The 17909-nt window shown below is 65.4% G+C and carries 18 protein-coding genes and 5 pseudogenes; 19 read left to right on the plus strand and 4 right to left on the minus strand.

Annotation, left to right across the window (positions count from 1 at the left end):
* Positions 1–28: 28 nt before the first annotated feature.
* Positions 29–760, minus strand: coding sequence for a DUF6456 domain-containing protein (locus E6W36_RS21765; protein ID WP_222873897.1), 732 nt, complete (start codon positions 758–760; stop codon positions 29–31).
* A 215-nt stretch (positions 761–975) separates the two neighbouring features.
* On the opposite strand from E6W36_RS21765, the gene E6W36_RS04565 reads away from it, so the two are divergent.
* Positions 976–1539 (plus strand): helix-turn-helix domain-containing protein, encoded by a 564-nt coding sequence (locus E6W36_RS04565; protein WP_222873898.1) that lies wholly within the window; start codon positions 976–978, stop codon positions 1537–1539.
* On the opposite strand, the pseudogene E6W36_RS04570 reads toward E6W36_RS04565, so the two are convergent.
* Both E6W36_RS04570 and E6W36_RS17855 read right to left on the minus strand, forming a co-directional pair.
* Positions 1534–2203 (minus strand): annotated as a pseudogene (locus E6W36_RS04570) (MBL fold metallo-hydrolase). The gene E6W36_RS04565 and the pseudogene E6W36_RS04570 sit on opposite strands and share 6 nt — an antisense overlap.
* Positions 2204–2322: 119 nt before the next feature.
* The gene (locus E6W36_RS17855) at positions 2323–2496 is read right to left on the minus strand and encodes a hypothetical protein (RefSeq protein ID WP_246048119.1); all 174 of its coding nucleotides are present in this window, start codon (positions 2494–2496) and stop codon (positions 2323–2325) included.
* Between the two features lie 167 nt (positions 2497–2663).
* On the opposite strand from E6W36_RS17855, the gene E6W36_RS21770 reads away from it, so the two are divergent.
* The 9 genes and pseudogenes from E6W36_RS21770 to E6W36_RS20330 all read left to right on the plus strand — a co-directional run bounded on the left by E6W36_RS21770 (position 2664) and on the right by E6W36_RS20330 (position 9858).
* The gene (locus tag E6W36_RS21770) at positions 2664–3047 is read left to right on the plus strand and encodes a chorismate-binding protein (RefSeq protein WP_342776799.1); all 384 of its coding nucleotides are present in this window, start codon (positions 2664–2666) and stop codon (positions 3045–3047) included.
* Positions 3044–3403, plus strand: a pseudogene (locus tag E6W36_RS21775) (chorismate-binding protein); the annotation flags it as partial. The gene E6W36_RS21770 and the pseudogene E6W36_RS21775, both read left to right, overlap by 4 nt.
* Before the next feature lie 254 nt (positions 3404–3657).
* Positions 3658–4122 (plus strand): aminotransferase class IV, encoded by a 465-nt coding sequence (locus E6W36_RS17865; protein ID WP_246048120.1) that lies wholly within the window; start codon positions 3658–3660, stop codon positions 4120–4122.
* 8 nt (positions 4123–4130) lie between these two features.
* Positions 4131–4979, plus strand: a complete 849-nt coding sequence (locus tag E6W36_RS04580; protein ID WP_222873899.1) for a pseudouridine synthase — start codon at positions 4131–4133, stop codon at positions 4977–4979.
* A gap of 75 nt (positions 4980–5054) precedes the next feature.
* Positions 5055–5633 carry a 16S rRNA (guanine(966)-N(2))-methyltransferase RsmD gene (gene rsmD / locus E6W36_RS04585; protein WP_222873900.1) on the plus strand — a complete coding sequence of 193 codons (579 nt, stop codon included), beginning with the start codon at positions 5055–5057 and terminating at the stop codon, positions 5631–5633.
* A 335-nt stretch (positions 5634–5968) separates the two neighbouring features.
* A complete protein-coding gene (locus E6W36_RS04590; protein WP_222873901.1) occupies positions 5969–6334 on the plus strand; it encodes a response regulator in 366 nt (121 codons plus the stop codon).
* Positions 6335–6589: 255 nt separating this feature from the next.
* Positions 6590–8850: pseudogene (locus tag E6W36_RS04595) on the plus strand (ATP-dependent helicase).
* Positions 8847–9458: a 50S ribosomal protein L11 methyltransferase gene (locus tag E6W36_RS20325; protein WP_222873902.1), complete on the plus strand. Its 612-nt coding sequence runs from the start codon at positions 8847–8849 to the stop codon at positions 9456–9458. The pseudogene E6W36_RS04595 and the gene E6W36_RS20325 overlap by 4 nt, the downstream one beginning before the upstream one ends.
* A 55-nt stretch (positions 9459–9513) precedes the next feature.
* Entirely contained in the window at positions 9514–9858 is a 345-nt protein-coding gene (locus E6W36_RS20330) for a 50S ribosomal protein L11 methyltransferase (protein ID WP_281277444.1), read from the plus strand.
* A 112-nt stretch (positions 9859–9970) separates the two neighbouring features.
* Here E6W36_RS20330 and E6W36_RS04610 read toward each other — a convergent pair.
* Positions 9971–10248 (minus strand): annotated as a pseudogene (locus E6W36_RS04610) (ETC complex I subunit).
* Positions 10249–10561: 313 nt separating this feature from the next.
* On the opposite strand from E6W36_RS04610, the gene E6W36_RS04615 reads away from it, so the two are divergent.
* The 9 genes and pseudogenes from E6W36_RS04615 (at position 10562) to E6W36_RS04650 (ending at position 17908) form a co-directional block, all read left to right on the plus strand.
* On the plus strand, positions 10562–10912 hold the full coding sequence (locus E6W36_RS04615; protein WP_222873903.1) for a hypothetical protein: 351 nt from the start codon (positions 10562–10564) through the stop codon (positions 10910–10912).
* Positions 10891–11538, plus strand: a complete 648-nt coding sequence (locus tag E6W36_RS17875) for a VCBS domain-containing protein (protein WP_246048121.1) — start codon at positions 10891–10893, stop codon at positions 11536–11538. The genes E6W36_RS04615 and E6W36_RS17875 overlap by 22 nt, the downstream gene beginning before the upstream one ends.
* Positions 11448–12068 carry an Ig-like domain-containing protein gene (locus tag E6W36_RS04620; RefSeq protein WP_425459708.1) on the plus strand — a complete coding sequence of 207 codons (621 nt, stop codon included), beginning with the start codon at positions 11448–11450 and terminating at the stop codon, positions 12066–12068. Before E6W36_RS17875 ends, E6W36_RS04620 begins: the two co-directional genes overlap by 91 nt.
* A gap of 130 nt (positions 12069–12198) precedes the next feature.
* A complete protein-coding gene (locus tag E6W36_RS04625) occupies positions 12199–13452 on the plus strand; it encodes an Ig-like domain-containing protein (RefSeq protein ID WP_222873905.1) in 1254 nt (417 codons plus the stop codon).
* Complete coding sequence (locus tag E6W36_RS04630) at positions 13443–14186, plus strand: VCBS domain-containing protein (protein ID WP_222873906.1); 744 nt, start codon at positions 13443–13445, stop codon at positions 14184–14186. The genes E6W36_RS04625 and E6W36_RS04630 overlap by 10 nt, the downstream gene beginning before the upstream one ends.
* Positions 14187–14209: 23 nt before the next feature.
* On the plus strand, positions 14210–14998 hold the full coding sequence (locus E6W36_RS04635) for a hypothetical protein (RefSeq protein WP_222873907.1): 789 nt from the start codon (positions 14210–14212) through the stop codon (positions 14996–14998).
* Positions 14962–15765, plus strand: coding sequence for a hypothetical protein (locus E6W36_RS04640; RefSeq protein WP_222873908.1), 804 nt, complete (start codon positions 14962–14964; stop codon positions 15763–15765). The genes E6W36_RS04635 and E6W36_RS04640 overlap by 37 nt, the downstream gene beginning before the upstream one ends.
* Positions 15669–16649 carry an integrin alpha gene (locus E6W36_RS04645; RefSeq protein WP_222873909.1) on the plus strand — a complete coding sequence of 327 codons (981 nt, stop codon included), beginning with the start codon at positions 15669–15671 and terminating at the stop codon, positions 16647–16649. The genes E6W36_RS04640 and E6W36_RS04645 overlap by 97 nt, the downstream gene beginning before the upstream one ends.
* 141 nt (positions 16650–16790) lie before the next feature.
* Positions 16791–17908, plus strand: a pseudogene (locus E6W36_RS04650) (amino acid permease).
* Position 17909: the final 1 nt, after the last annotated feature.

Consider the following 17909-nt stretch of genomic DNA (forward strand, 5'->3'; position numbering starts at 1 on the left):
AGCGCGTCGATAGTCAAGAGTAATTTTCCTATTTGGTACTTTTTCCCGCATAATGATCCGCAAGCCGGTCAAGCGCCATGCCAAGCACCAGCTTGGCCGAGCGTGGCGGCCAGGCCAGCGCCTTCTCGGCGGTCTCCAACCCCTCGGCGCAGCACACCACCCGCCACAGCACGTCGCTGAGGCCGCGCCCGGCCGCCGCCATCGCGGCCTCGACGCGCCGCTTGGCCGCGATCTGGTTTTCGCTGCGGGTCAGCGGCTCCGGCGGCCCGCGCCGCCCGCCCTGCGCGGGTGCGGCGTCCCAGGCCATGGTGACGCGTGGCCCGAGCTGCGCCTGCTCGAAGTCGGCGCGCAGCCGCTCGCCCGCTGCCACCTGCGCCTCGGTCAGCAGGCCGCGCCGTTCCAGCCACGCCAGCGGCGACTCCGCGCGATTGACGGTACAGGGTATGTCCCGGCCGTCGATCCGGCGGGTTTCCTCGGCAAGCAGGCGGTTCTGGCGATAGGCACCCTCCGCGCCGGCGCGTGCCCGTGCCACGAAGGCCCGGCCCGGCCCGCTGATCCGGTAGCCGCCGGGTGCCGGCTCCACCAGATCGCGCGCGCGCAGCTGCACCACTGCCGGTTCGGCAAGCCGGCTGCGCCCCAGCCGCCAGTCGTCGCCCTGCGGCTTCAGGGTCAGCCCCTTTCCAGCTCGCTCAGCACGCGCACGATCCGTTTCTCGTCCAGCATGATACGTCCTCCAGTTGCAGACCCTCGTGTCCCGCATCTGAAATCCATACTCCCAATATCAGGCTCGGTTGGATTTCAGATTCGAGAAGGACACGAGCAACCTATTGTACCTAGTGTCGTTTGAGAATCGAAGCGCGCATGCCAGCCCTATAGCATTGGGTAGCGAGCTTCGATTCTACGACACGTGACTGGACTACAGCGGGGCCGATGATGTAGGACAGAAAAAGTACCAATACGGTTTTTGAGGGGCTTATGCAAACACGTATTCGGGAAGTCAGGAAAGCCAAGCGCTTGACTTTGGCGGAGGTGGCCCAGCGCTGCGATCCGCCGACCACGGCGCAGACCATCGGCCGGCTGGAGGTCGGGTTGCGCACCGTCTCGGTCGATTGGCTCAACCGGATCGCCGGCGCGCTTGGCGTCGACGCCAGCGATCTGGTCCGGGTCGATGAGCGGCCGGACGTGCCGGTTGCCGCACTGCTGACCGCAAGCGGGGCCGAGGCGCCGAACCGGCCGATGGTGTTGACCCCGCCGCGGCCGGCCTCGGACATGCTGGGCCTGCGCGTCGATGTGAGCCAGGGCGACTACCGCGCCGGGGACGATCTCTGGCTCCAGCGCCTGCCGCCGGAGCGCTTCTCCGAAGCCGAGCACCGGGATGCGCTGGCAGCCCAGGGTGTGGGCGGCTTCGCCTTCGGTCGGGTGCTGTCGGCAACGCCGAGCGCGGTCACCATCCTGCCCCTTACGCCAGGCGGCAAGCCGGTCACCCTGGCCGATCCGGGCTGGATCGCCGTCGCCGTCCGGGTCGTGCGGACGCTATAGGCTGGCGCGCGCGAGCACCGAGTCCGCGACGAACGGGTTGCTGCGCCGTTCATCGCTGAAGCACGCCATCGGGCCATGACCGGGCACGAACTGCACATGGTCGCCGAGCGGCCACAGCTTGGTGGTGATCGAGCGGATCAGGTCCCCATGGTTCCCGCGCGGGAAATCGGTCCGGCCGATTGATCCGGCGAACAGCACGTCGCCGACAAAGGCGAGCGCGCTTGGTGCATGATGAAAATCACATGACCCGGCGTGTGTCCGGGGCAATGCCGCACGTCGAGGGTCAAGGCCCCACTTCGACCGTATCGCCGTCTTCCAGCCAGCGATCCGGCGTGAACGCCTTTGCCGCCGGAAAGCCGAACATCTGTGCCTGCGTCCCCAGTTGCTCGATCCAGAACGCATCCTCCCGGTGCGGTCCGATGATCGGCACTCCCAGCCGCTCCGAGAGGTCTGCCGTCGCCCCGCAGTGGTCCAGGTGGCCATGAGTCACCAGCAGCGACTCGATGGTCACGCCGTGATGGGCTGCCGCGTCAAGCAGGCGCTCCGGCTCGCCACCGGCATCGACGAAGGCACCGCGCATCGTCTGCGTGCACCACAGCAGGCTGCAGTTCTGCTGGAACGGCGTCACGGGGATAATGGTGAATTGAAGTGCTAGCATCTGCATGGTTGTGGCTTTAGAGCCGGATCGGTTGCGGTTGAAGCGTTTTCCGCGTGGCACTTGCTGTGGTGTTTCGCCTTGCGCCGGAGAAGCGCATGCCGCATTCGCTGCGCATTGCTGGCCGGTCACACAAAGTGCTGCACAACGCCCCGTTTTTCCTGTTCGATGATGCGCGCGGCACCAACGCGGACCAGAGCCTGTTGTTCAGCGATCTGGCGGCGAGCCTTGCCGTCGGCGACCCGGCCCGGCTCGAAGACGCGTTCGCCTGGCTGCGGGATGGCCTCGCGCAGGGCCTGCATGCCGCCGGCTGGCTGGCGTTCGAGGCCGGGTACGCGCTGGAGCCAAAACTGGCCGCGCGTTACCGTCCCCGCCCACCGGCGAGCCGCTGCTCTGGTTCGGCCTGTTCCGTGACCGCCGCGCACTTGCCCCACTGGAGGTCGAAGGGCTGTGCCGGGCCTCGCTCAGCGTGCCGCCGCGCTGTGCGCTCGGGCAGGTTCAGCCGGCAACCGAGCCGGACGACTATGCGACAGCGCTTGACCGGGTCCTGCGCTTTATCGAGGCAGGGGACGTCTACCAGATCAACCTGACCTTTCCCGCTGTCCTGAAGGCTGAGGGCGACCCGCTGGCGCTCTACGACCGCCTGCGCAGCAGCCAGCGCGGCGGCCATGGCGTGCTGGCGTCGACGGGCGCGCACTGGCTGCTGTCCACCTCGCCGGAACTGTTTTTCACGCTCGAACCCGGTGGGCACCTGACCGCGATGCCGATGAAGGGCACCGCGCCGCGCACGGAGGATGAGTCGGCCGGCGTTGTCCTGGCGGCCGACCCCAAAACCGCGCCGAGAACCTCATGATCGTCGATCTGCTGCGCAACGATTTGAGCCGGGTGGCAGCGCCGGGCAGCGTGCAGGTGCCGCGCCTGTTCGAGGTCAGCGCGCTGCCGACCCTGTGGCAGATGACCTCCACCATCACCGCGCAGGTGCAACCGGGGCACGATGCCATCGATGTTCTGCGCACGTTGTTTCCCTGCGGGTCGATCACCGGGGCACCGAAGATCCGCGCCATGGAGATCATCCGCGACCTGGAGCCGGAGCCGCGCGGGCTTTACACCGGCGCGATCGGATGGATGTCCCCGGACGGCGCATCAAGCTTCAACGTCGCCATCCGCACCCTGCTGCTGCAAACGGACGGGACGGCACGGCTCGGCCTCGGCAGTGGCGTGGTGGCGGACAGCGTCGCTGCGGACGAATGGCGCGAGTGCCTGGCCAAGGCGCAGTTTCTTGACGCCGAGATTCCGCCGTTCGACCTGTTCGAGACCCTGCGCTGGACCCCGGATACCGGCTTTGTCCGGCTGGATGCCCACCTTGAACGGCTCAGTACCAGTGCCCGCAGATTCGGCTTTGCCGTCACCCCGGACGCCTGGCGCACCGTGCTGGCGGATGCATCGACGCAGTGGAACACCCCATGCGCGTGCGGTTGCTGGTCAGCCGGTTCGGTGCGGCGTCCGTCCAGGCTAGGGCGCTGGTCCCGCTTGCCGAACCGCTTGGCGTCGTGCTGGCCTCCGCACCGCTGGACGTGCCGCGGCCCTGGCTCGCGCACAAGACCAGCCATCGCGGTTTCTATGACGACGCGCGCATGGCGTTGGCGCGCACAACCGGCTGCGATGAGGTGCTCTTCTGCAACCGGCAAGGGCATCTGACCGAAGGATCGTTCACCACCCTGTTCGTCGCACGGGACGGCGTTCTGCACACGCCACCGCTGGCCGACGGGGTTCTGCCTGGAATTCTGCGCGCGGAACTGCTGGCAGACGGCCGCGCGGTCGAGGCGCGCCTGACCGCCGCCGACCTGGAGGCGGGAGAAATCTGGCTCGGCAACAGCCTGCGCGGCCTCATGCGCGGGCGGTTGTTAAAACCCGCCGTTTCCGGCTAAGCGCATCCATGGCCAAACCATCCCAACCCGCAGAACCCCAGCGCATCGCCAAACTTCTCGCCCGTGCCGGCATCGGCTCGCGGCGCGATGTCGAACGCTTCATCGCCGAAGGCCGGATTGCGCTGAACGGCAAGACCGTCCTGACGCCGGCGACGCTGCTGGCCACCACCGACGGGATCACCTTCGACGGCCAGCCGGTACGCGCCGCCGAACCGACCCGGCTGTGGTTCCTGCACAAGCCTGCGGGCTGCGTGACGACCGCGCGCGATCCGCAGGGCCGCAAGACCGTGTTCGATCTGCTGCCGGCACAGGCGCCGCGCATGGTCTCGGTCGGGCGGCTCGACTTCACGACCGAGGGCCTGCTGCTGCTGACCAACGACGGTGAACTCAAGCGCTGGCTGGAACTGCCCGTCAATGCCGTGGAACGACGGTACCGCGTGCGCGTACGCGGAACGGTCACGCAGGCCATGCTCGAAGCGCTGGCCGAGGGCGTGACGATCGAGGGCATCCGGTACGGCAGCATCATCGCCGACATCGAGCACAAGAGCGGCCTCACCAGCTGGGTGTCCGTCGTCCTCACCGAGGGCAAGAACCGGGAAATCCGTCGCGTCATGGAGTATCTGGGCGTCGGGGTCAGCCGGCTCATCCGCACCGGCTACGGCCCGTTCGACCTCAACGACCTGCCGCCCGGCGCGCTGGTCGAGGCACCCGCCGCCTGGCTGTCCCGGGTCAAGGATCGCTCAGGCCGTATCGACGTCGCCAGCGCCTGGGCACCGCCGCGCCCAAGTCCCGCCCGCGCTCCGCCCCGAAGCCCGCCGCCAAAGCCCCGGCAAGCAAGAGCGGACGACGTCCGCTGAAGCGTCGCGGCGCAACGGACAGCGATGCGCCGGCCGGCAAACGGCGTGGCACGGGCCGCACGCCCCGGCGCCCGCATGAGCGTGCGCATCATCGCCGGCAAGTGGAAAGGCCGGAAGTTGCCCGTTCCCGAAGGTCTGGCGATCCGCCCAACAGCGGATCGGGTGCGCGAGGCGGTGTTCAGCCGACTGCAGTCGATGCTCGGCGACTGGGAGGGCCTGCGCGTTGCCGACATCTGCGCAGGCTCTGGCGCGTTCGGCCTGGAAGCGCTATCGCGCGGCGCGGCGCATGCGACATTCGTTGAGCAGAACCGCGCCGCCGCGACCGCAATTGCCCAGACGCTCAAGCTCCTGGACCAGCCCGGAAGCGCGACCATCCTCGCACAGGATGCCCGCACCCTGCCCGCCGCGGCCGCGCCGTACGATGTGCTGTATCTGGACCCGCCTTACGCCGACGGCCTTCATGGCCCGATCCTGGAGCAACTCCTGCAGGCGCAATGGGTGCAGGACACAAGCATTATCGTTGCGGAAACACAAGGAAACGACTCGTTATTGCCCGCTTACCTCAAGGATGCAGCAGGCCGTTTCGAAATCGTGACAAACCACAGATATGGCAAAACACAAACGTTTGTTATATCATATCGGCAACATGAATAATGTCGTTTTCTGCGCATGGTTGCACGTTTGAAATTTGTTAATCCTTTATTAACTTTCCGAACGGTAACCGTTATGTAGAGGGTAAGTTGAACAAATTCAATTCGTGTAACCGCGAATACTTACCCGGGGTACTTTGATGTTGCGTGTGCATTCGGATATTTATCCGGCCAACGTCGATGCGACGTGCCTGCCCAAGATGTCGGGCTGGTTTACCAAATCGATGGAACGTCTGGAGATGGTGCGGACCTCGAATCCCTCCAATACGCCGCGCACGGACAAACCGGCCCCGCGCGGCGCAAAATACCGGAGACCTACCGATCGCATCCGTCGCGCGCGTGCTGGTCGCTGAGGACAACGTCATCAATCAGATGCTGGTGCGCACCCTGCTGGAGCTCGGCAATTACGAGATGCTGATTGTCGACAACGGTCGACAGGCGGTGGCGGCGGCGGAAGCGGAAATTTTCGATCTGATTCTCATGGATGTCCGCATGCCGGAAATGAGCGGCCTGGAGGCGGCGCGTGCGATCCGGGGCCGCAAGGGACTGAACGAGCACACCCCGATTCTCGCGATGACCGCCAACATCGGCGAGGCGGAGCGCCGGGATTGCCTGGACGCCGGGATGAGCGACCTGATCAGCAAGCCGATCGACCGCCTGTATTTCCTCAGCCGCATCTCGGAAGCGCTGGGCATACCGGGATGAGCCGCGCTCTATAAGCTGCGCCCGCATCTCGTTACGCCTCTACCGCTAGTATAATCGCATATTCCCCTCGTCTCACCATCCCACATGCGCTAAAGCATCTCGCCTTAAATGCGACCCAGGACTGGGATCAAGCACAGTGTCGCATTTAAGGGGAAGATGCTTTAGATTCAAAGATATATAGAGCAGCTTTGGACTTTGAATCTGCTGTGTGCATGCCATCGGGCTGTTGCAGATTCAAAGTCCGCTGCTCTAGACATGCGCGATGATGCGACACCTTGCGACCGATGCCCAGCCCCAGAATATCTTGATGGACTGAACACCCCGCAGCGGGACGCCGTGGAAACCATCGACGGCCCCGTCCTCGTGCTGGCGGGTGCCGGCACCGGCAAGACCCGCGCGCTGACTGCCCGGCTGGCGCATCTGATTGCAACCGGGCGCGCCTATCCTGGCGAAATCCTGGCGGTCACCTTTACGAACAAGGCAGCGCGCGAGATGCAGCACCGCGTCGGCCAGATGATCGGCGGCGCGGTCGAGGGCATGACCTGGCTCGGAACTTTCCACTCGGTGTCGGCGCGCATGCTGCGCCGTCATGCCGAACTGGTCGGCCTGACCGGCAGCTTCAGTATCCTCGACACCGACGACCAGATCCGTGCGATCAAGCAGGTGCTGACCCTGGCGAACCTCGATGAGAAGCGCTGGCCGGCGCGAGTGCTTGCGGGCATCATTGATCGCTGGAAAAACCGCGGCTGGACACCGGACCAGGTGCCGCCGGCCGAAGCCGGCAGCTTCGCCGATGGCAAGGCGATCAGCCTCTACCAAGCGTACCAGGACCGGCTGAAGACCGTGAACGCCTGCGATTTCGGCGACCTGCTGCTGCATACGCTTTCGATCCTGCAGCATCATCCGGACGTGCTCGAACAGTATCAGCGTCGCTTCAAGTACATCATGGTCGACGAATATCAGGATACCAACGTCTGCCAGTACCTGTGGCTGCGGCTGCTGGCGCAGTCCCGCAAGAACATCTGCTGCGTTGGCGACGACGACCAGTCGATCTATTCCTGGCGCGGCGCGGAGGTTGCCAACATCCTCCGCTTCGAGCAGGATTTTCCCGGCGCGCACGTCATTCGCCTCGAGCAGAATTACCGCTCGACCCCGGAAATCCTCGGTGCGGCCAGCGGCCTGATCGCCGCCAACCAGAGCCGGCTCGGCAAGACGCTCTGGACCGATGCACCTTCAGGCCAGCCGCTCGAGGTGGTTTCCGTCTGGGACGGCGCCGAGGAAGCGCGGGTGATCGGCGAGCGCATCGAATCCGGCATGGTGCGTGGCGAATCGCTGGGCGACATGGCGGTGTTGGTCCGCGCATCTTTCCAGACCCGCGAGTTCGAAGACCGTTTTCTGACGCTCGGGCTGCCCTATCGCATCGTCGGCGGCTTCCGCTTCTACGAACGCGCGGAAATCCGCGATGCCATGGCCTATCTGCGGCTGATTCGGCAGCCGGATGACGATCTGGCGTTCGAGCGGATCGTCAACACCCCAAGCGCGGCCTCGGCGACAAGACCATCCAGAAGCTTCATACCTTGGCGCGTGCGCGCAGCCTGCCGCTGGTGCGGACGGCGGCCGAGCTGTCCGCGACCGACGAGCTGCCGCCGGCGGCGCGACGCGCGCTGTCCGGTCTGCTGGCAGACCTTGTCCGCTGGCGCGACGGCCTCTCGACGCTGCATCATGCCGCACTCGCGCGCACAGTCCTGGACGAGTCAGGCTACACTGCCATGCTGCAGGCGGACAAATCGCCAGAGGCCTCCGGGCGGCTGGAGAACCTGGTCGAACTCACCCGGGCGATGGAGGATTTCGAGTCGCTGGCAGGGTTCCTCGACCACGTCTCGCTGGTGATGGAAAACGAGGAGCAGCGCGACGGCCCCAAGGTCACGGTGATGACGCTGCACGCCGCCAAGGGCCTCGAGTTCCCGACCGTGTTTCTGGCCGGCTGGGAGGAAGGGCTGTTCCCCAACCAGCGCGCGCTTGATGAAGGCGGGCTGGCCAGCCTCGAGGAGGAGCGCCGCCTGGCCTACGTCGGCATCACCCGGGCGCGGCGGACAGCCGTCATCACCCACGCCGCCAACCGCCGCGTTTACGGTCAGTGGCAATCCTGCCTGCCATCGCGCTTTCTGGCGGAGCTGCCGCAGCGCTATGTCCGGCAGTCCACGACCATGGCAGGGCAGACTCGCCTCTGGTCCGCGATGCCGGCGGTCGATCCTGTCGCCCGTCCCGTGCGGCTGGACAGTCACGGCCCCGGCTGGACGCGCGCCGGCGGCCAGGACGCCATGCGCGCGCGCGCTGCGACGATATCAGCGCCCGCTCGCATCGCAGCCCGCGTGGACCTGGCTGTCGGCCAGCGCGTCTTCCATCAGAAATTCGGCTACGGACGCATTACGGCCATCGATGGCGACAAGCTCGACATCGCGTTCGAGAGCGCCGGGACGAAGCGCGTCATCGCCAGTTTCGTGACGCCCGCATGACCGATCTGTGGATCCTGCGCCTGCCGCTGAACCATGCCGAGAGTCAGTGGCTGCAAAGCGAACCGGACGGCGTGTTCGATCCTGAAAACATGCCGACGATTGCGGTTTTCGAGGCCGAGGACCAGCCAACCGGGGCATGGATCGCTGACGATTGGGTGGCGGAACTCTATTTCTCTTCCGAACCGGACCCGGACCTGGTGCGGCGGCTGGCGCAGGGTGTCGCCGGTCTCGATCCGGCGACTGTGCGCGCGCACCCTCTGGCACCGCAGGACTGGATCAGCCTCAGCCAACTCGGGCTGCCGACCATCGCTACGCCGCGTTTTCGCGTCTGCACGCCCGAACGTATCAGCGAAATTCGCCCCGGTGGCATCCCGCTGGTCATTCCCGCCGCCGAAGCCTTCGGTACGGGCCACCATCCGACGACGCTCGGGTGCCTGGAGGCGCTCGGCCAACTCGCTCGCCAGCGCCGCTTCGACCGCATCGCGGACGTCGGCACCGGAACCGCCCTGCTCGCGCTTGCCGCCGCCAAGCTCTGGCCGCGTGCAAGCATCATCGCCAGCGACATCGACCCCTGGCCATCGCCGTTGCCCGGCGCACCGCGGCCTTGAATAACGTGCAGCAAGGGCGGCGACGCGGCAACGTTGAGCTGATTACCTGCCCAGGGTGGCGCATGCGCGCTTCCGGCGCGCCCTGCGGTTCGATCTGCTGGTCGCGAACATCCTTGCCGGGCCACTGGTCGCGTTGGCGCCGACGCTAACGGCACGGCTGAACCCGGGCGGCTATCTGCTGCTGGCGGGCCTGCTGGCACCGCAGGCGCAGGCGGTGCTGGGCGCTTATCGGGCGCGCGGTCTCAACCTGGTCCACGAACTCGGCGACCGGGAATGGCCAACCCTGCTGCTCAGAAAGGGGCGGGTGTCGCGGCTGCCGCCAGCGCGTATGGAGCCAGACCTTGAACGTTTCAGATTGAAGCAACCATGCTTCGCCCCAAACGGTCTGGCTCTAGATTGATCGTTTCAGATTGAATCAATCTGAAACGTGAATCATGGTCTAAATTGTTGATAAGAGCCTGATTCACGCCCTCGGTTGAAGCACATATGCTTCAACCTCAACCGATCAGGCTCTAGCGAAAATTGTCCGCGTAGGATTGCAACTTCAGCACGCGCGGCTGCGGCGACCGAACCGTATAGTCCAGACCCTGCCGCTCGGCGTAGCGCACCGCCTCCTCCAGGGAGGGAAAGCGCAAACGCACCTGGTTGCGCGTATCGCCCGAACCCGACCAGCCCATCAGCGGGTCGGGCGACATGCGGTCTTTCTGTTCGAACTCCAGCACCCATGCCCCTGCCCCCGGTGGCCGGATTGCATGGCGGATTTGCTCGGCGAATAGATCAATACGGTCATGCGCGATTTCTGCTGCGCCTGCGTGCGCGTGTCAATCCGCAAGTTCGGATCGGCAAACGCACAATTGCTCGAAATTCTATTTCAATTACCCCGGCAAACTGGGAAGACCCCAACAGCACTGTCTTGCCGGATATTAACGTTAATTTGCATGCGATTATTCATGTCATAAAATGTAATGAAAAACATCAGCGAATTCGTTGGAAATGCGAACGAAATTTCGACCGAAGGTTATCGTTAAACCTTTTCTTCGGCGTCGAATCGGGTTATAGCCGGAAACCAAATTCATACTTTTTAACTTCTCCAAGAGGCGGCCATGCTCGACACCCTGACCCCTGTGCGCTCGGACGCAGCGATTCTGGACGCTGAACCGGAAACCCGTTTCGCCGAACTGACCAACGCCATTGCGGTCAGCGGCGCCGTCCGGCGGGCACGCCGCAAATTCGAGGCGGCGCGCGATGCGGCCTCGCGTACGGCGTTGCTGTCGCCGCTGATGTTCGTCGCGGCTTGCGCCAGCGGCGGCAGCGGCGACGGCGGCGGCGCCAGGGGCCAAGCGCGGTCGCGCCGCCGCCCGGCGATACCACGCCGGACACCCAGGCGGGCCGCCCGCTTGCCGTCGATACGGCGGCTGGCCTGTTGGCCAATGTGCAGGTTCCGGCCGGCGTGACGGCGCAGGTCACCGCCATTGCCGTCGCGAACGGCGCCACTGGCGTCGTGGGTCAGCCGCTGACTTCGGCGCTCGGTGCCTTGACCGTGGCGGCCGACGGCAGCTACACCTTCACGCCGGCGAGCAACGCGACGGTCACGGCGCTCGGTGCCGGCGTCACCGCGACCCAGAACTTCACCTACACCATCCAGGCCGGCGGCACGACGTACCAGCCGGCGACGCTCACCATCACGATCACCGGCGTCAACGACGCGCCGGTGGCGGCAGCCCCGGCCCCGGTCACGGCCAGTGCGTCCGCGCCGATTGGCCTTGGCATTGTCGTCCCGACCGATCCGGACATCAACGCCAACGGCCAGCCGGATCCACTGACGGTCTCCTCGATCGTTCTGCGCCAGAACGGCAGCGTCAACGCCAATCTCGCCAGCGCGTTCCGGATTCTGCCGGACGGCCAGGCGCCGCAGCAGGTCGGGCAGGCCACCCCGGCACTGTGCTTGATCTTAATAACCTGCCGGCCGTCACCCAGCTCGGCAACATCGTGTTCGATCCTTCGAACCTGCCCGCCGGCACCTATTCCTTCGAATACACCGTGCGCGACAGCGGCGGCCGCAGCGTGCGCCAGACGGTGACGATCACGCTGACCAACGCCAACCCCGTGCTGGCTGCGGACGCGATCGCTGCGACCGAGGACGGCGGCGCGATCGCGGGCAATGTGCTCGCCAACGACGCCGATCCGGAAGGCCGGGCGCTGACCGTGACCCGCCTTGCCCACGGCGCGGATTCGCAGGCGGTTGCGGCAGGTGCCGCGACTGTCATCGCCGGCACCTATGGCGCGCTGAGCCTGAACGCCGATGGCAGCTACTCCTTCGCGCTCGACAACACGCTGGGCACGGTGCAGGCGCTGCGGGCCGGCCAGACCGCGACCGACAGCTTCACCTACACCGTGATCGATCCGAACGGCGGCACGGCGACGGCGCAGATCGCGGTGACGGTCACCGGCGTCAACGATGCACCGCGCTTCACCGGCAACCAGGCGTTCAACATTCGCGAGGGCCGTTTCGACGTCGCGCGGATCGCCGCCAGCGACATCGACGGCGACACCCTGACCTACAGCATCGCCGGCGGGCCGGACGCCGACCGCTTTTCCTCGACGACCTGACCGGTCAGCTGAGCTTCCGCACCGTCACCAGCGTCGCCAACCCCGGCGATGCGGACGGCGACAACGTCTACGAGATCATAGTCAGCATCACCGACGGCACGGTGACGGTCACCCGTCCCTCACCATCACCGTGTCCCTGAACGGTGCGCCGGAGCCGCCAATCGCCACCGACGCGACCGCATCGATAACGGAGGACGCCGCACAGGCGACCGTCAGCGGCCTGCTCGCCGCCAGCGACCCCAACAACGACCCGCTGACCTTCTCGCAGCCGGGCGGCAACACCGTGACCGGCGTGTTCGGCCAGTTGACCGTCGCCGCGAACGGCACGTTCACCTACACGCTGAACAACGCCGACGCCGACACCAACGGCCTGGGCGCGGGGCAGACCGCGACCGACGTGTTCACCTATCAGGTCGACGACGGCACCGGCCAGCCGCCGGCGACCGCGCAGGTGCGCATCACCGTGACCGGTGCCAACGATGCGCCGACGATCGCGGCGACCCGCGCCGTCACCGTCAACGCCGGCACGACCGCCGTCACCAGCGCCGGCGACGGCGCGGACCCGGACAGCAACAGCACGCTGCGCTACACGATCGCCGGCACGGACGCCGCGCTGTTCACGGTCAACGCCCAGACCGGCGCGCTGGCGTTCGCCACGCCGCCGAGCTTCAGCAACCCGCAGGACCAGGGCGGCGACAACGTCTACGACCTGACGCTCACCGTCAGCGACGGCAGCCTCACCGCCAGCCAGGCCGTCGCCGTGACGGTCGTCTCCGGCAACCAGGCCCCGGTGTTCCAGAACGATGCTGAGATCAGCGTCACCGAGAATACCATCGTCTCGTTCCTGACGATTTCCGCCACCGACCCGAATGGCGATCCGGTGACCTATGGTGCGCTGACCGGGGCGGATGCCACCCGCTTCGCTTTTGATTCCGCCACGGGCGAGCTGCGCTTCCTGCAGTCCCCGGACTTCGAAGCCCCGGCCGACGCCAACGGCGACAATATCTACGAAATCGCAGTCACGGCCAGCGACGGCACCGCCACCGCAACGCAGAACCTGTTCATCAGCGTCACGGATGTCGTTGAGGCCCCGAACAACAATCCGCCGGTCATCGACACCATCGCCGCCAGCAATTTTGCTGCAGCCGATCCGAACAACGCCAACACCTTCCTCTACAACGAACTGCAGGCAGCGACCAACCCGGTGTTCCTGGTCTCGGCCTCCGACCCGAACAACGACGCCCTGACATTCGCGCTGACCGGCGCCGACAGCGCGCTGTTCGCGATCAATCCGCTCGGCCAGGTGGTCTTCAACGATGCGCCGGACTTCGAGGCACCCTCGATGCCGGCGGCGACAACCGCTACGAACTGCAGGTGGTGGTGAGCGACGGGGCGTCGACCACCACCTCCAGCGTCATCACCGTCGTGGTCGGCGATGTGCTGGAAAATACGCCGCCGGTCGCCGTCAATGACAGCTTCGCCGCCATCGAGGACGACCGCAACCCGGCAACCACCGACGACGTCTCGCCGGTGGTCGGCAATATTCTATCGAACGACAGCGATGTGGACGTGACCAACGGCGTCCCCGGCCAGAGCCTGCGGGTCAGCGCCATTCGAGCCGGGGATCTGGCTGCCGGCGGCGCCACGACGACCGTCGCCGGCCCGACCACCATCGCCGGCCAGTTCGGCGCGCTGACCGTCGATGGTCTGGGCAACGTCTCCTATGTCCTTGATCCGTCCACTGACAGCCTGAACACCGGCGACACCCGCCGCGAGGTCTTCACCTACACCCTGGTCGACAACACCGGCGGCTCTTCACAGGCGGAACTCGTCTACAATATCGAAGGCCGGACCGATGCGCTCGCCGTCGACGCCGTAGACGATTTCGCCACAAGATTGGTTACAACTGCGGATTTCATTCAGGATGGCATAAATTCCTTTCCAGGCATCGTTCTCAGCACAAACGACCAGCCTTCGTCTCCGTCTAGGCAAGTAGAAGTCATAGCGGTTACTTTTACAATGACCAAACGGGACGATCCACGCAATGGATCAGAGATTTTAATCAAGTTTCTGGCGCCTTTGAAAGTTTCACCTCCAGCAATGGGTCTTCAAGTATAGTTTCTTTTAACGCTGGCCGTTGGTTGGCAGACTTAGGGGACGATGGTGGATTACTTTATGATCTTTCCCGCCCGGTCTGGAATTTTCGCCTCGAGTATACCATCGGCGATACCGATGACGCAATCGACGGTCTGCTGGATGCCGACTCGGCGCTGACCGACACGGCAACCGCTTTCATCACCATTACCATAGAGGCCGGCTCGGTCATTCCGGTCGCCGAGGCCAACAAGGGCCTCGCCGCCATTGAGGGCGACACCACGCCACTCGCGCTCAACATCGCTGCGCCGACCGACAATGAACCGCTGCCGACGGACGCCATCACCATCCTCTCGCTGCCGACCGCCGGCACCATCACCGTCGGTGCCGGCGGGCGGGTGCTCGACATCGGCGACACCATTTCCGTCGCGGACCTGACAAGCCTGGTCTGGAACGCGAGCGGGCTGGCCGCCGGTAATTACGGCAGCTTCAGCTATTCGGTGGTCGATTCCGACGGCAACTTAGCCGCCGACCGGAACATCGGCACGCCAGAGCAGGAAGCGCAGATCGTCAGCCTGTTCGTCGCGCAGGAGGTGATCAACCTCGGCAACTTCACCAACGGCTTTACCGTTAATCCGCTGTCTACAAGCAGCAATAACGGTATATTGAACTCTAGTCTTCCAGTCGGCACAAATGGTGCGGATTTCGGGGCTGCGCTCGCGGTGGATACATCCGGCACGACCTTTGGCAGCATCGGCGGCAGCAGCACGCGCGATCTGGTAATCGGGGCACCGGGGCCTTGTCCGACAATGGCGCGGTGTTCCGTGTCGATCTGAACGGCAACGCGACCACGCTCACCGGTAGTCGCATCGTTACCGGTGGCACAGATACGCGTCTGGGCACAAGCCTTGCGGTCGGAGCGATCGCGGGGCTGGGTGTGAACCCGACCAATCCAAATCCGGATTATCCCGCATTGATCGTCGGCGCACCCGGCGCAAACAGCGGTGCCGGAGCGGTCTATATCCTCGGCGGCGCATCAAGCGGCAACCCGGTCGGCGGCGGTACCGGCACCATCAACACATCGACTTTCAACGGCACTAACGGCGCGGTAATCACCGGGGTCGCCGGCTCCGGGCTGGGGTCGAGCGTTGCCTATCTCGGCAACATCGGTGGCGGCACCGGGCCGGAACTGTTCCTGAACGCGCCGGGCGCCGACAGCTTCTTCAGCTTCAACGGCAACGCGCCCGGCGCAGCGAACAACACCAATGGCAATACCGCTCCCATTAGCGTCTCCGTGACCGATGCGGGCGTCGGCTATGTGATCGACGGCGGCAGCTATGCCGGCACGAACGCGGTCGAGGGTCTGAAGAATATTTCCAACCCGCGTACCACGACGACCGGGGTCGGCTATTCGCTGGGCACCGCCAACGCCGGCGGCTTCAATGCGGCTGATTTCGGCGGTCTCGGCGAGCAGGGCTTGCTCACTCCCACCCTACACCTGCCCTGGTGCTGGGCAACGGGGCAGCGAACCAGGTGGTGGTGCTCACGCAAGTCGGAACGGTCACCACTACCGCCCAGCCCGGCGTCAGCGGCGATGAACTGAACGCGCCGTTTGTCCTCACCACCAACGCGGCGGCGGATGGTTTCGGCACCGCACTCGCCTTCGTCGATTCATTCGGCTACCGGCTGGAAAACGCAACCATCGGCGTAGCATCAGATGCGTTCAACGACTTGCTCGTCGGCGCACCCGGGCGCGATACCAGCAGCGGCAGCAACGACAATGTCGGCGCGGCGTTCCTGATCCTCGGATCGTCGCAAGCACTTGGGAATGCAAGTTTCTCCGTCGACGATACGACGGCCAATGCCTCGATCGTCGAAATCCGCAACAACATCGCCGGCAGCGGCTTCGGCACGGTGGTCGCTGATATCGGCGATTACAATGGCGACAGCATCGGCGACTTCGCCATCGGCGCACCCGGCCAGAACGGCGGCAATGGCGCGGTCTATGTCGTGTTCGGCAAAGCATTCGAGGACGACTGGTTCGACGACGTCGCGAACCGCGCAACCCTGGTGCTCGACAGCAGCAACCTCGGCACCGACTATATCCGCCTGGACGGCACAAGTGGATCGCGCGCCGGGGCCGCCATTCTTGGCCTCGGCGATATCAACAACGACGGTCGCGACGACTTCGCCATCGGTGCACCGGATGGCGGTGCAGACGCCAATGGCATCGTCCATGTGATCTTCGGGCCGATCGCCCAGGTCCAAGACCCGAACCTTGCGCAAAACGCTGCGCCGGCACCGCAGTTCTCGGCATCGGTCAGCATTATCGATGCGGACGGCGGGGTGGATGCGGTTCTGGCGGCGGCGGTCGGCCCGGCCGATGCGCCGGCAGCGCTCGACCCGGGCGCGTTCGGTGACAGCTTCGACAAGGCGTTGCCGCTGACCACGTTCCACAACGACGGCATGGTCCTGCATATCGCCTGACCTAGCACGCCCTTGGGAGGCGGCTTGACCGCCTCCCGCAGTCCTGCAACATTCTTGCCGAGACAAGAAAAACAGGATTGACGCATGGGAGCCGCCGACACGCCGCAGATGGAGCGCGGGCTGAAAAGCCGCCACGTCGAGATGATCGCCATCGGCGGCATCATCGGCGCGGGACTGTTCGTCGGCTCCAGCACCTCGATCGCGACCGTCGGCCCGGCGGTGATCGTCAGCTATCTGCTGGCGGGGCTGGTCATCCTGCTGGTCATGCGCATGCTGAGCGAGATGGCGGTCGCCAACCCCGGCATTTCTTCCTTCACGGAGTTTGCGCGGCTGGGGCTTGGCAACGGGGCGGGGTTCGTCACCGGCTGGCTCTACTGGTATTTCTGGGTGGTCGTGGTCGGCATCGAGGCCATCGCCGGCGCCAAGATTTTGAGCGCCTGGCTGCCGTTCGAAGTCTGGGAAATCGGCCTGGGCCTGATGCTGGTCATGACGGCGGTCAACCTCATGTCCGCGCGCTCCTACGGCGAGTTCGAGTTCTGGTTCTCCTCGCTCAAGGTCGCGGCGATCCTGGTGTTCATTGCCATCGCCGGGGCCTATGTGCTCGGCCTGACCGGCCGCCCGGACCCGGACACTAACCATCTGGTCGCCCACGGGGTTTTGCGCCGCACGGCTGGCTTGCCGCTCTCCGGTGTCGTCAGTGTCATCTTCGCGCTGACCGGGGCGGAGATCGCCACCATCGCCGCCGCCGAGTCCGCCGAGCCGACCCGCACCATCGCCCGGCTCACCTGGTCGGTGTGCGCCCGCATCCTGCTGTTCTACGTGGTCTCGATCAGCCTGATCGTCGCGGCTGTGCCCTGGACCAGCATTGTGCCGGGCGAATCGCCGTTTGCCGCCGTTCTGGACGCCATTCACATCCCCTATGCCGGGACGATCATGAACATCGTGGTGCTGATCGCGGTTCTGTCCTGCCTCAACTCCGGGCTGTACGTCACCTCGCGGGTGCTGTTCGCGCTGGCCGTACGCGGCGACGCCCGCAGGCGCTGGTGAAACTGAACCGCCGCAAGGTGCCGGCACGCGCCATCCTGATCGGCAGCCTGTTCGGGTACGGTGCGGTGATTGCTTCTGTGATTTCGCCGGAGCGGGTGTTCACCTTCCTGCTGAATGCGTCGGGCGCGATCATGCTGTTCATCTATTCGACCATCGCCGTCGCGCAGATCCGCCAGCGGCAGAAGCTGCAAGCGACGGCGCCGAGCGCCTGAC

The sequence above is a fragment of the Hankyongella ginsenosidimutans genome, from assembly GCF_005144965.1.
In the GTDB taxonomy this organism is placed as follows: domain Bacteria; phylum Pseudomonadota; class Alphaproteobacteria; order Sphingomonadales; family Sphingomonadaceae; genus Hankyongella; species Hankyongella ginsenosidimutans.